General features: G+C 54.1%; 13 protein-coding genes. 5 read left to right on the forward strand and 8 right to left on the reverse strand.

The window, feature by feature from the left end; all coding sequences use genetic code 11:
• Nucleotides 1-507 precede the first annotated feature (507 nt).
• From gyrA to dnaA, 8 genes are all read right to left on the reverse strand, one after another.
• On the reverse strand, nt 508-3,060 hold the full coding sequence (gene gyrA, locus T363_RS0105040; RefSeq protein WP_031473846.1) for a DNA gyrase subunit A: 2,553 nt from the start codon (nt 3,058-3,060) through the stop codon (nt 508-510).
• A gap of 157 nt (nt 3,061-3,217) precedes the next feature.
• The gene (locus tag T363_RS0105045) at nt 3,218-3,508 is read right to left on the reverse strand and encodes a GIY-YIG nuclease family protein (RefSeq protein ID WP_031473848.1); all 291 of its coding nucleotides are present in this window, start codon (nt 3,506-3,508) and stop codon (nt 3,218-3,220) included.
• Entirely contained in the window at nt 3,509-5,449 is a 1,941-nt protein-coding gene (gyrB, locus tag T363_RS0105050) for a DNA topoisomerase (ATP-hydrolyzing) subunit B (protein WP_242840234.1), read from the reverse strand. It lies immediately after the preceding gene.
• A gap of 73 nt (nt 5,450-5,522) precedes the next feature.
• Nucleotides 5,523-5,783, reverse strand: a complete 261-nt coding sequence (gene remB, locus T363_RS0105055; protein WP_031473852.1) for an extracellular matrix regulator RemB — start codon at nt 5,781-5,783, stop codon at nt 5,523-5,525.
• Between the two features lie 155 nt (nt 5,784-5,938).
• Complete coding sequence (recF, locus tag T363_RS0105060; RefSeq protein WP_031473854.1) at nt 5,939-7,039, reverse strand: DNA replication/repair protein RecF; 1,101 nt, start codon at nt 7,037-7,039, stop codon at nt 5,939-5,941.
• A 41-nt stretch (nt 7,040-7,080) separates the two neighbouring features.
• Nucleotides 7,081-7,287, reverse strand: coding sequence for an RNA-binding S4 domain-containing protein (locus tag T363_RS0105065; protein ID WP_031473856.1), 207 nt, complete (start codon nt 7,285-7,287; stop codon nt 7,081-7,083).
• On the reverse strand, nt 7,280-8,389 hold the full coding sequence (gene dnaN, locus T363_RS0105070) for a DNA polymerase III subunit beta (protein WP_031473858.1): 1,110 nt from the start codon (nt 8,387-8,389) through the stop codon (nt 7,280-7,282). Before dnaN ends, T363_RS0105065 begins: the two co-directional genes overlap by 8 nt.
• A gap of 278 nt (nt 8,390-8,667) precedes the next feature.
• Nucleotides 8,668-9,948, reverse strand: coding sequence for a chromosomal replication initiator protein DnaA (gene dnaA, locus T363_RS0105075; protein WP_051643106.1), 1,281 nt, complete (start codon nt 9,946-9,948; stop codon nt 8,668-8,670).
• 313 nt (nt 9,949-10,261) lie between these two features.
• Here dnaA and rpmH point away from each other — a divergent pair, with 313 nt between their 5' ends.
• The 5 genes from rpmH (at nt 10,262) to jag (ending at nt 13,414) form a co-directional block, all read left to right on the forward strand.
• Entirely contained in the window at nt 10,262-10,396 is a 135-nt protein-coding gene (gene rpmH / locus T363_RS0105080; protein WP_031473862.1) for a 50S ribosomal protein L34, read from the forward strand.
• A gap of 397 nt (nt 10,397-10,793) precedes the next feature.
• On the forward strand, nt 10,794-11,138 hold the full coding sequence (gene rnpA / locus T363_RS0105085; protein WP_034971737.1) for a ribonuclease P protein component: 345 nt from the start codon (nt 10,794-10,796) through the stop codon (nt 11,136-11,138).
• Complete coding sequence (yidD, locus tag T363_RS0105090) at nt 11,135-11,347, forward strand: membrane protein insertion efficiency factor YidD (protein ID WP_031473866.1); 213 nt, start codon at nt 11,135-11,137, stop codon at nt 11,345-11,347. Before rnpA ends, yidD begins: the two co-directional genes overlap by 4 nt.
• A gap of 75 nt (nt 11,348-11,422) precedes the next feature.
• On the forward strand, nt 11,423-12,442 hold the full coding sequence (locus T363_RS0105095) for a YidC/Oxa1 family membrane protein insertase (protein WP_031473867.1): 1,020 nt from the start codon (nt 11,423-11,425) through the stop codon (nt 12,440-12,442).
• Nucleotides 12,443-12,445: 3 nt separating this feature from the next.
• Nucleotides 12,446-13,414, forward strand: a complete 969-nt coding sequence (gene jag, locus T363_RS0105100; protein WP_031473868.1) for an RNA-binding cell elongation regulator Jag/EloR — start codon at nt 12,446-12,448, stop codon at nt 13,412-13,414.
• The last annotated feature ends 9 nt before the right edge of the window (nt 13,415-13,423 follow it).

Consider the following 13,423-nt stretch of genomic DNA (forward strand, 5'->3'; position numbering starts at 1 on the left):
CAAGAGGGGAAATTCCCCTCTTGTGAATCACCCCTTTGATTGCTCGGACGGCGCACGCTTTGCTACCGCAAAGCTCCGCTGACCGGGACCGCTGCGAAAAATACGGGAGTGTTGCGGGAGGCCGGTGCGCATAGCAGCTCGGGAGAGAAGGATTTCTTAGATCGGTGCACTCTTTCTCCCCTTGGGGTGCGGAAAGGCAGGCTTTCTTTTGTTCGGTAAACGGGTTGAAGCTGTTTGGCGTTACCCGGCTTTACGCGCGCAGCGCGTCCTGAAGGAAGGGGAGGAGATTGACAAGAGGAGGGGGAACATGGGGTTCCCCCTCCTCTTGCCCGCCCGCGCCGCGCAGGCGCAGCGCATCCCGCCCGCCGCAGCGGGCGAAATCCCCCGTGCACCGGGGAGTGGGCATTTTCTGAAAAATGGATGCCGCCAATATCCTGTATTTTTGCAATAAAAAAGAAAAGTCAGGCAATCATACCTGACTTTTCTCATATTTAAGAAAATACGGTTTTATTCCGCTTCGCCGGCTTCAGACCCTTCCTCCGAAGGCTCCTCTTCCTCCTTGCTCGTGCGGGCAACCGAGATGACCTTCACGTCTTCTCCCGTGCGCATCACGATAACACCCTGCGACCCTCTGCCGCATTCGCGGATCTCTTCACAGCCGGTGCGGATGATCACACCGTCATCCGTAATGATCATCACATCATTTTCGTTATCCACCACGGCTATACCGGCTACTAGACCGGTTTTATCCGTCAGGTTATGCAGCATCATGCCGCCGCCGCCGCGGTGATGAATGGTGAATTCCTCCACCGGGGTACGCTTGCCGAAACCGTTTTCCGTAATGGAGAGCACATATGCGCCCTTACGTGCCCGACCCGCACCGATGACATAATCGCCCTCGTTCAGACGGATGCCGCGCACACCGGTTGCGGTGCGGCCCATTGCACGGACTTCGTTCTCATCAAAGCAGATCGCACGGCCTTCATGCGTAGCGATCAGAATATTCTGTTCGCCATCGGTCAGGCGGACATCCACCAGCGCATCATCTTCGTTGAGGTTCAGCGCACGCAGACCCGCACGGCGGATATTCTGCAGATCGGAAAGCACCACACGCTTGGCAATGCCCTGTCTGGTGACAAAGAACAGGAACTTATCATCCGCAAATTCCTGAATGGGGAACATCGCCGTAATTTTTTCGTCGCTCTCCAGCTCCAGCAGGTTTACAATGTTCATGCCCTTGGCCGACCGCCCGGTTTCCGGGATCTGATAGCCCTTAAGCTTATACACCTTGCCGCGGTCGGAGAAGAACAGGATGGTATCATGCGTAGAAGCGGTGAAAATATCCTTGGCAAAGTCCTCCTCACGGGTGGACATAGCCGAAATGCCGCGTCCGCCGCGCCGCTGCGCACGATAAACCGAGGTCGGCTGACGTTTGATATAACCGAAATGGGTGAGCGTATACGCACATTCCTGCTGTTCGATCAGATCCTCAATATCGATCTCATCCGCCACATTGGCAATTTCGGTATGCCGTTCATCGCCGTATTTCTGTTTGATCTCCTGCAATTCCTGTTTCACAACGCCCAGAATATGCGCGTCGCTCGACAAAATCTCTTCAAAGCCGAGGATTTTATGCTCCAGCTCCTGATATTCGTCATTGATTTTTTCCTGCTCCAAACCGGACAGGCGACCCAGACGCATATCGACGATTGCCTGCGCCTGCGGCTCATCCAGATGGAACTCGAAATGCTCCGAACCATCCACAATGCCGAGCAGCGCGATCTGATCGATCCAGAACGGCTCAGCCATCAAATTTTCCTTGGCATCGGCTTCGTTCTTGGACGCGCGGATAATGGCAATAATGCGGTCAATATTATCGGTTGCAACCTTAAGACCTTCGAGAATGTGGGCGCGGTCGCGTGCTTTTTTCAGATCGAAGCGCGTGCGGCGCTCGACCACATCCTTCTGGAATGCGATGTACTGGTCGATGATCTGTCGCAGTGTCAGCACACGCGGCTGTAATTTGCCCTGCGTACCGGTCGGCACCAGCGCAATATGGATCATCGAAATGGTATCTTCCAACTGGGTATAGGTGAACAACTGGTTCAGAATGACCTGCGCGTTGGCGTCGCGGCGGATATCGACCACGATCTGCATCCCTTCGCGCGAAGAGTGATCCTGAATATTGGTGATGCCGTCCACGCGCTTATCCTTGACCAATCCCGCCATGGACTCGACCAGACGTGCCTTGTTGACCATATAGGGGATCTCGGTGATCAAAATCTGGCTTTTCCCGTTCGGCAGTTCGACGATCTCTGTCTTGGCACGCACCTTGATCTTGCCGCGGCCGGTCGCATAGGCAGCGCGGATACCGCTGCGGCCCATGATCACACCGCCGGTCGGGAAATCCGGCCCCTTGATAAACTGGCAGATCTCATCCATTTCGGCTTCCGGGTTATCGATCACATAACAGATGCCGTCGATCACCTCGGTCAGGTTATGGGGCGGGATATTGGTCGCCATACCGACCGCAATACCCGACGAGCCGTTGACCAGCAGATTGGGGAAACGGGAGGGAAGCACCAGCGGCTCCTGCCGTTCTTCATCGAAGTTCGGGCCGAAATCCACCGTGTTTTTCTTGATATCCGCCAGCATGTAGTTGGAGATCTTCGCCATGCGGGCTTCGGTATAACGGTAAGCCGCCGGGGGATCGCCGTCCACCGAGCCGAAGTTGCCATGGCCGTCGATCAGCGGATAATGCAGCGAAAACGGCTGCGCCATACGCACCAGCGCATCATATACCGATGCGTCGCCGTGCGGATGATACCGGCCGAGCACATTACCGACCGTGGTTGCGGACTTGCGGTACGGCTTATCCGAGGTCAGGCCGTCCTCGTACATCGCATACAGGATGCGGCGATGAACCGGCTTCAGGCCGTCGCGCACATCGGGCAGCGCACGGCCGACGATTACGCTCATTGCATAATCGATATAGCTCTTTTTCATCTCGCGTTCGAGATCGACCTGTAAAATATTTTGCTGTTCGTATTCTTGACTCATTCCCTGCCTCCAAATGGTGCACTTTTCCATTGTCATTCTGAGAAGGCCAAAGGCCGCCGAAGAATCTCGCGCTTGCGCGTTCCGTTTTGCTGCCTTTTAACAGCAGCGCGCAAGCGCGAGATCCTTCGCTGCGCTCAGGATGACGATCGAAAAGTATCTACTGTATGATATCAGGATACAGATCACGCCAGGTCGGATTCATTTGCCGGATCAGCTCCAGCTTCTTTTTTCTCGTCCAACCCTTGATCTGTTTTTCGCGTGCAATGGCTGCATATACATCGGTCGTTTGTTCATAATAAAGCAAACGATCAACCTGATATCGCGCTGTAAAGCCTGTTATAATATGCGATTTATGCTCCTGCATTCGACGTATCAGATTATTGGTAACACCAACATACAATACATGATGATTTTTATTCGTCAATACATAAACATAATAATACTGCATTTAAACATCCAAATTCATCACGTATTTTGCATTTCTTTCGATGAATTCCCGTCTCGGCTCTACCTTTTCGCCCATCAGCAGAGCAAAGGTCTCGTCCGCTGCGGCGGCGTCCTCCATCGTGACCTGCAGCAGCGTGCGGTTTGCCGGGTCCATAGTGGTTTCCCAAAGCTGCTGGGGATCCATCTCACCCAGACCCTTATAACGCTGTACGCGCACGCCATCGCCCATTTCGGCGATGCAGTCGCGCTGCTGTTCCTCCGTATAGGTATAGCGCACATCCTTGCCCTTTTCATTTTTGAAAAGCGGCGGCTGCGCAATATATACATGCCCGTGCTCAATAAGCGGGCGCATAAAACGGAAGAAGAATGTCAGCAGCAGGGTACGGATATGGCTGCCGTCCACGTCGGCATCCGCCATCAGGATGATTTTGCCGTAACGCAGCTTGGCAAGATCAAAATCCTCGCCGAAGCCCGCGCCGAAGGCCGTGATCATCGGCGTCAGCTTATCGTTGCCATACACACGGTCGAGACGCGCCTTTTCCACGTTGAGCATTTTGCCCCACAGCGGCAGAATGGCCTGATGCCGCCGGTCGCGGCCTTCCTTGGCGGAACCGCCTGCGGAATCACCCTCGACGATGTAAATTTCGGTATAGGTGGGATCTTTCTCGATGCAGTCCGCCAGCTTGCCGGGCAGCGCTGCGGAATCGAGCGCGGATTTGCGCCGCGTCATCTCACGCGCCTTTTTAGCCGCCTCGCGGGCGCGGGCTGCGGTCTGTGCTTTTTCAATGATGGAACGCGCGACCTGCGGGTTTTCCTCAAAGAAGGTCATCAGCTTGTCAGAAACCATGCTGTCCACCAGCGTGCGCATATCGCTGTTGCCCAGCTTGGTCTTGGTCTGCCCTTCAAACTGGGCTTCCTGCAATTTAACCGAGATGATCGCAGTCAGACCCTCACGGGCATCCTCGCCCTTGAAGGACTCATCCTCCTTGAGAAGCTTATATTTTTTGCCGTAATCGTTGAGCACACGGGTCAGCGCAGCCTTGAAGCCGGTCTCGTGCGTGCCGCCCTCGGTGGTGTTGATGTTATTGGCAAAGGACAGGAACATTTCGTTATAGCTGTCCGTATACTGCATTGCAACCTCAGCCATCGAGGTATCGCGGCTGCCTTCCATATAGATGACCTGCTCATGCAGCGGCGTTTTGGTGCGGTTAAGGTGCTGCACAAACTGGCGGATACCGCCCTCGTAATGCATGACGTCCTCGGTCGGCTCGTCATCGCGCTCATCCCGCAGCGTGATTTTGAGACCTGCGTTCAGGAAAGCCTGCTCACGCAGCCGCTTTTCCAGCACATCATAATCAAACACGGTGGTTTCAAATATCTCAGGGTCGGCATGGAAGCGGATGGTCGTGCCGGTTTCGCTTTCACAGGGGGTATCCCGCATTTTCACCACGGTTACACCGCGCTCAAAGCGCATATAGTGTTTCACATGCCCATCGCGCACCTCGGCCTCCATCCAGTCGGACAGAGCGTTTACGACCGACGAACCGACGCCGTGCAGACCGCCGGACACCTTGTAGCCCGATCCGTCAAACTTGCCGCCCGCGTGCAGCACGGTCAGCACGACCTCAAGCGTTGGAATCCCCATCTGCGGATGGATGCCGCAGGGGATGCCGCGGCCGTTATCGGTCACACGGATGATATCGCCCTGCTCGATCGTCACCTCGATATGGGTGCAGTAGCCGGCGAGCGCCTCGTCGATCGAGTTATCGACGATTTCATACACCAAATGGTGCAGACCGCGCGCCGAGGTCGAGCCGATGTACATACCCGGACGCTTGCGGACAGCCTCCAGCCCCTCCAGCACTTGGATCTGGCTCTCATCATAGGTATCGGTCACCTTCAGATCGAGCATTTCATCCTTGATTTCCAGTTCTTCACTCATAATTTATAAAATTTCCTTTCCAGAAACTCAATAGGCTTCAAAACGGGGCCTTCTACGCTGCTGTCTGCCATCCTCAAACGGCATAACCCTTTTCTGCCCGCCGCTGCAAGGCCTGCGGGGAAAGCTGGGTCAGGTACAGTGTTTCTCCGAGCGTATCCTCGCACAAAACTGCTGCGCGCGGCAGATCCTCGTACAGTTCGATGATCCGCCCTTCCTCCTGCAGCCGGGTGAGCAGACGCTGCGTCCGTTTGGACACGGTTGCCGTATCCATATCAAACACGCAGACAACCTGCTGCAGCGGTACGATATAATCCTGTCCCAAATGCAGATACATCCAAAATCCCCCGGCGATTTTTATGGACAATGGAAAATGGAGAACGGAGAATGAAGGTATAGCAACACGCCGTCATTCTCCACTTTCCATTGTCCATTTTCAATTTATATTATACCACTTTTTTCATTGTTTGTGTAGCAAAAACCTTGTCAAGGTCAAATTATTTTGCCGTTTTGAATACAAAATACCGCGCCTGTCCGCAGCTTCTCCGAAATCCCGTCCTCGCAGCAGGTGATCAGCACCTGCCCGTCGGCGATCCGGTTGAGCACAAAGTCCTGCCGCCGGCGGTCCAGCTCGGAAAGCACATCGTCCAGCAGCAAAACCGGGTACTCGCCGTCCTCGTCAAAAAACAGCTCGCGCTCGGCCAATTTGAGCGATAGGGTACAGGTGCGTACCTGTCCCTGTGAGCCGAAGGAGGCTGCGCTGCGGCCGTCCAGCAGGATCTCCAGATCATCCTTATGCGGGCCGGACAGACAACTGCGCGCCGCAAGCTCGGCCGGCTTGTGCCGCATCACATGGTCGATCAGCTCCTGCTCGATCTGCCGGGCCGGGGCGAACGGATCGGTCACCGCGGACACCGTGCGGTACACGCCGGACAGTTTTTCCTGCGGCGCGATATCCGCATACACCGCCGCCGCATGCGCCAGCAGCTTATTGCAGTAATACGCCCGGTAACGGATGATCTGCGCCCCGATATGCGCCATCCGCAGGGAAAAATCCTCCCACATGGAAAGCAAAGAGGGCTTTTCCTCGCTGTCGCGCAGGATGCGGGTTTTGTGCTCGTGCAGCCGGTTATATTCCTCCAGATAACGCGCATAGTACGGCCGGAGCTGACACAGCGCAGTATCCAGAAACCGACGGCGCGCGCCTGCTCCCGCACGGATAAGCGCAAGATCCTCGGGACAAAATAAAACAGTTTTCAAAAGTCCCTGCACATCTGCCTGCCGTTTTTGACGCACGCCGTTTTTGTATATTTCCATTGCTTTTAAGCGTGAAAAACGCAGTTCCAGCGTATTTTCGCGCCCTTTCGCAGTGAAGTCAGCCTGAATAAAGGCATGTTCTGAGCCGAAGCGCAAGCCTTCCTTTTTTTGTGAGGTGCGGAACAGCCGCATCGTCGAGCAGGCCGCTGCCGCCTCGAGCAGATTGGTTTTGCCCTGCCCGTTTTCCCCGCAGATCAGGTTGACCGCAGGATCGAGTATGAACCGCTCGTTTTCATAATTGCGGAACTGCCCGAGTATAAGCGATTGGATATTCATAACTGCCTGCCCTTACCATGTATATTTTTGGTATCCCGCTGTCAAACGATCACGGTGGTCTGTCCGTCCAGTGTTACCCGGTCGCCGGGATACAGCTTTTTGCCGCGCATTGTGCAAACCGCATCGTTGACCAGCACCTCGCCTTCCGCAATGCGGAGTTTGGCTTCACCGCCGGAGCAGACCAGATTGGCAAATTTGAGAAGTGCGTCCAGTTTAATGAATTCGGTTTGAATTTTGATCTCAGTCATTGGCTTTCAACCTCACAGGCAGCACAAGATAGGTGTATTTGTCTCCTTCCAGCGGCGAAATGACGATCGGGTTAAGCGCACCTTTCAGCTGCAGTTTGACCTTTTCATCGCCGGCTGCACGCAGCGCGTCCAGCAGATAGCGGTTGTTAAAGCCGATCTCCAGATCCTCAATTGCACCGTCAAAGGAAAACTCATCATAGCTTTTACCGACCGCTGTAATGCAGGACATCTGCACATAAGAGCCGTCAAAATGCAGACGAACCGGATTTTTCAGCTTTTCGGAAACGATCAGCGACACACGTTCGATGCAGGTGATCATTTCATGCCGGTCGGCCTGCACCACGTGCTCAAACTCTGCCGGAATAGCGGCACGGTAATTGAGGAATTCGCCATCGATCAGGCGGGTAATCAGCGTTGTGCCGCCGATACGGAACAAAATGTTCTTTTTATCCGGGAAAATATCAACCGAACCGTCGTCATCGGTCAGGATGCGTTCGATTTCGCGCAGGGAAGAGCCGGGTACGACAAATTTCATATTGCCGAACACCCCTTCAACGGTTTCCCGGCGCACGGAGAGGCGGTAGCCGTCTACTGCAACCACATTGAGACGGTTTTCTTCCAGTTCAAACAGGCAGCCGGTGTGGATCGGCTTGGATTCGTTGTCCGAAACCGAAAAAATCGTTTGCGCGATCATGCTTTTCAGGATCGCCTGCGGCAGGGTAAAGCCGGTTTCGCTGGAAACCTCAGCCAGTGCGGGATATTCATCGGCTTCGGTAGCGATCAGGTTGAATACCGAACGGCCGCATTTGATGGTAGTCTGCAAATTTTCATTGCATTCCAGATAAATTATATCTTGCGGCAGTTTGCGCACGATATCGTACAGCAGGCGTGCGTTCAGTACAATACTGCCGGGTTCTACCACATCTACTTCGGTTGTTGTACGGATACCGATGGAAAGGTCGTAACCGGTGATGGTCAGTGTATTATTTTCTGCGGTCAGCAGCAGACCCTCAAGCAGCGGCATGGCGCTTTTGCCGGTAACGGCACGGGAAGCAGTGCCGATCAAACCGAGAAGGGTTTCTTTTTCACAGGAGAATTTCATTTACAGTCCTCTTTTCTCGGAAAACGTAAGAATAAAAAAGAATAGAATTTTATAGTAGTCATAGAGCTTGGGGAAATTGGGGAAAACCGTTGGAAAGCCCGTAACTATGGGAAAATTGTCGTACACAGGAGGTTGTGGATGGTTGTGGATGATTCCACAGGTTATTTTCCCCGTATTTTTATCCACAGGACAGGCGTTGTGGAATCCACAGGCTTGCTGTGGATAATATAGGCAGGTTGTGGATGGAATAAAGCTGTTGTGCTGGGGGAGCGGATCAGTTATTCCCCACGGATGTTGTTATGCAGTTTTTTGATCACTTCTTCGGTTTCCCGCGTGTTTTTGCGCTCTTCTTCGATTTTGTTGCAGGCGTGCATAACCGTGGTATGGTCGCGTTTGAAGATCTTGGCGATATCCGGGAAGGAATATTCCAGCTCTTGCCGGATCATGTACATGGCCATCTGGCGCGGATAGGCGACGTCTTTGGAACGGTTCTGCGAGATCATCTGCTCGACCGGGATGTAGAAATAGTTGGCGACTGCTTCCATGATGCGTTCGGGGGTGGGGTTGAGGCCGGGATTTTCCGTGCGCAGGGCGTCGATCGCGTTTTCCGCCAGCGGAATGGTGATGCGCTCGCCCATTAGCTCGTGCATAGCCTTGATTTTTTTCACCGCGCCCTCGAGCTGCCGGATGTTTGACTGGATGTTTTCCGCAATGTAGTTGGAAACTTCGTCAGGCAGGTCAACACCCATTTTGAGCGCCTTGTCGCGGATGATCGCGATGCGGGTTTCAAAATCGGGCGGCTGGATATCGGCAAGCAGACCCCATTCAAAACGGGTCTTCATGCGGTCTTCCAGAGTATTGATTTCCTTGGGCGGCCGGTCAGAGGTGAGGACGATCTGTTTTTTTGCTTCGTACAGTGCATTGAACGTGTGGAAGAATTCCTCCTGTGTGCGCTCCTTACCGGCAATAAACTGCACGTCGTCCAGCAGCAGCAGATCGACCATGCGGTATTTGTTGCGGAAGGTCTGTACGTTGCCTTCCTGAATGGCAGTGATCAGCTCGTTGGTAAAATCCTCGCCCTTGGTGTAAATGATGCGGTATTCCGGATGTGTACGGCGGATCACATTGGCGATTGCGTACATCAGATGGGTTTTGCCGAGACCTGAGTTGCCGTAGATAAACAGCGGATTATTTTCCGCTGCCGGCCGCTGCGCCACGGCCAAAGCTGCCGCATGGGCGAATTTATTGGAAGAGCCGACGATAAACCGTTCAAATGTATAATCATCATACGGGGAAGAACTAGTAGCGGGAGCCGTATACTCGCCCGTTACCACAACAACCGCAACAGGATCGCCGGTCAGCTCATGCAGCACATTTTGCAGCGGCTCGGTGAAGCGCTGCTCAATGAAATCCTTCTTAAAATCGTTGGGGGAATGCAAAATCAAACGGTTGTCCGCAAAGGAAACAACCGTTACATCGTCGAACCAGGCCGAAAGGGTGGACGGCGGAAAATCTCGCTCAAGAAATTCGAGCGCCATTTCCAGTATGTTGTTGGCCATAGGGCGCCTCCTGTCGATATTGATACAATTCTATAATAGCATAAGTTATCCACAGTTTCAAATGCAAATTGTGAATAAGTCGCCTGCCTTATCCGGGCAGCAGCCCAATTTATAGTGTTTTTTTTGAACTTGCACCCAAGATATTGAAAGGCGTGGAAAAAATAAAAAATCCTTGACATTTTGGCGCTTTTATAGGATAATAATTAGCGTATCCTATTATGCGGACAGGCAGCGGCATGTGCCCGCAAAAGAGCGCCGGACCTATGCCGGTGCCCATCCGTAACGATTATTGTAACAGGGAGGTGCACGAAAGATGAAGAGAACTTATCAGCCCAAGAAGCGTCAGCGTTCCAAGGAGCACGGCTTCCGCAAGCGTATGCGTACCGCGAACGGCCGTAAGGTACTGGCTCGCCGCCGCGCGAAGGGCCGCGCGAAGCTGAGCGCCTAATATCCGAAGAACTTCCAAAGTCCTCCGGATATGAATGACAGATCTTAAATAAGCTGTCATTTGATCCCCGAATATCGCCGCCCGGAGGGGCTGCGTCGGGGGGTAAAAAGTCAGGCCACATGCCTTGGCTTTTATGAAAATGACGCGGTCATTTTCTATTGAATACGCGCCTGCGGCGCGGAAAGTAAAGTGCAGCGAGCCGCTTATTGCAAGCGGCTCGTTTTTTCCAGTACGGAAAAACGGCAGAATATGATTGGGGCGGAATGCGCCGTGCACATTGGCATTCCGTCGGCTTTGCAAACCAGTTTGCTGCAAAGAACTGAAAAAGGAAGTCCGCTTGCGGACGGCCTTTCGTTTTTTTCACGGGCATCGGAAAAAACGAGGAGCAAAAGAAAAGATGAAACACACCATATCCTTAAAGGAAAACCATGAGTTTCGGCGGTTGTATTATCGCGGCGTTTCCACGGCGGGCCGGCACTTAGTGCTGTACTGCCGCAAAAATAAACGCGGCTACAATCGGTTGGGACTGACGGTCAGCGCCAAAATGGCAGGTGCGGTGCAGAGAAACCGCATCAAACGTCTGCTGCGGGAAGCATATCGCCTGCATGAGGACGAATTTGCCACCGGCGTGGATCTTGTGCTGGTCGCACGCAGCCGTGCGGTCGGCGCAACTTATTGGGAAATCGAAAAATCGCTGTTGCGCGCCCTTCGGGAAAACAAGGCCGCAGCGGCTCAGCCGTGAAGCGGCTGCTGCTGGCGGGGATCCGTTTCTACCGCCGTTATATTTCACCGGCCAAACCGCCCTGCTGCCGCTATATCCCAACCTGCTCGCAGTATGCACTCGAAGCGATTGAGAAATACGGTGCGCTTAAGGGAGGGTGGCTTGCCGTTAAGCGGATCTGCCGGTGTCATCCGTTTTCCAAGCATGATCCTTATGATCCGGTGCCGTAACGGCACAGAGGGATCGTTTTCCATGCAAATTATCAAGTTTTTTGGGGCGTGTTCCCCAATTGTTGGAGGTTAATCATGACAGCAGAACAACTGGCAAGTTTGGTCAAAGATCCCGGTTTCTTTGGCCTTGCGATCGTGCGTCCGTTCGGCCTCATCCTGCTTTGGATCTATGAGTTCGTTCAGAATTACGGTCTTACTGTTATCATTTTTGCACTGCTGGTCAAGCTGATCTGCATCCCGCTCTCGATCAAGAGCAAAAAAAGCATGATGGCGATGACCGCAGTCAACGCGGAGCTGCAGCAGCTTCAGAAAAAATATGCAAACAACCGTGTCAAGCTGAATGAAGAGATGCAGAAGCTGTACGACCGTCACGGCGTCAATCCGATGTCGGGCTGTCTGCCGCAGCTGATCCCGCTGCCGATCATGATGGGTCTGTACTATGCCGTGCAGCAGCCGCTGCAGTACATTGTCGGCCTGGGCCGGGAGAGCGTGATCAATCTGGCAAACTTCATCGGTCTGGATCAGTTGGCCGGCGCCAATTATACGGTACAGATCGTGATTGCGGAAAAGCTCAGCCAGCTTGCCGATGCGGCGGGCAATTTTCCTGCAGAAGTGACCCGGTGCATTGTGGATGAAGGCGCAAGCCTGATCCCGCTGGACTTTAATTTCTTTGGTCTTAACCTTGCGACGACCCCGTCGCTTAAGGAGCCCGGCCTGATGTGGCTGATCCCGATCCTTTCCGGCCTGACTGCCTTCCTTTCCAGCTATATCATGCAGCGGATGCAGCAGGGCAAGAATCAGGCGCCCAATCCGGCTGCCAGCCAGATGAAGATGATGAATATTATGATGCCGCTGATGTCGGTATACTTTGCCTTTATTCTGCCGGGCGCAATCGGTATTTACTGGATTTTTAACAACGTGTTCTCCGCTGTGCAGGAGGTTATTTTGACCAAAACCCTGCGCGGCAAGCAGGAAAGAAAGCAGGCCGAGGAAGAAGCGCGGATCGAGGCAGAGAAGGAAGCCCGCCGCGCCGCGCATAAGGCTGCCCAGCAGAAGCAGGCGGAAAATGCGCACAAGAAAAAGGGGGGGAAATAAACTATGCAGAAGTTTATTGAAACAACGGGCGAGACCCGCGATGCTGCGATCGAAGCGGCGCTGCGTCAGCTCGGTATGGACCGTGACGATGTTTCGGTTGAGGTGCTGGATAACGGGAAAAAGGGTTTTCTCGGCTTTGGCGCAACACCGGCCCGCGTGCGCGTGACCTATGAAGCGCCCGAAGAGCCGGCGGCAAAGCAGCCCGCTGCACCTGTCCACACCCCTGTGCAAAAACCGGCGCAGCCCGCGCGGGAGGAAAAGCCCGCTGAAAAGCCGGTTAAGCTCTCCGTTACGGATGAGGATGATACCCCTCGGCTGGTGAAGGCCGCCCCGGCGGATTTTGTGCCGGAAAAGCTTGAGATCGAGCGTCCGCCCCGCCGCGAGCGTCCCCGCCGGGAGCGCGGCGGCCGCCGCGAACGCCGTCCGCGCGAAGAGCGTCCGGTCACGCCGTCCGTTCCCAAGGAGCGTGAGCTGATCCCGGTTTCCGAGGAAGGCATGAAGCAGGCGGAAAAGCTGGCAACCGATTTTATCACCGGCCTGCTGGAAAAAATGGGTGTAGAGGGTCAGGTGACCACGCTGCCGCAGATCGAGTGCGACCAGCTGCGCTTGGATATTTCCGGCCCGGATATGGGCCCGATCATCGGCCGCCGCGGCGATACGCTGGACGCCATCCAGTACCTCGGCTCGCTGGTGCTGAATAATGCGCTGGAGGAGCATGTCCGTCTGTCGGTCAACACGGAAAATTACCGTGAAAAGCGGATGGAAAGTCTGGAGCGTCTGGCACGAAAAATGGCGATGAAGGTGGTTAAATCCCACCGTTCGATGACGCTCGAGCCTATGAACCCGTATGAGCGCCGCATCATCCATGCGGCTTTGCAGGATTTTAACGGCGTTACCACGTATTCGACCGGCACGGAGCCGGGACGCCGTGTTGTTATTGCACCGGATAACAGCTCCCGTGCGCATCACTGATTTGGGGCG

The organism is Agathobaculum desmolans ATCC 43058 (assembly GCF_000701665.1).
In the GTDB taxonomy this organism is placed as follows: domain Bacteria; phylum Bacillota; class Clostridia; order Oscillospirales; family Butyricicoccaceae; genus Agathobaculum; species Agathobaculum desmolans.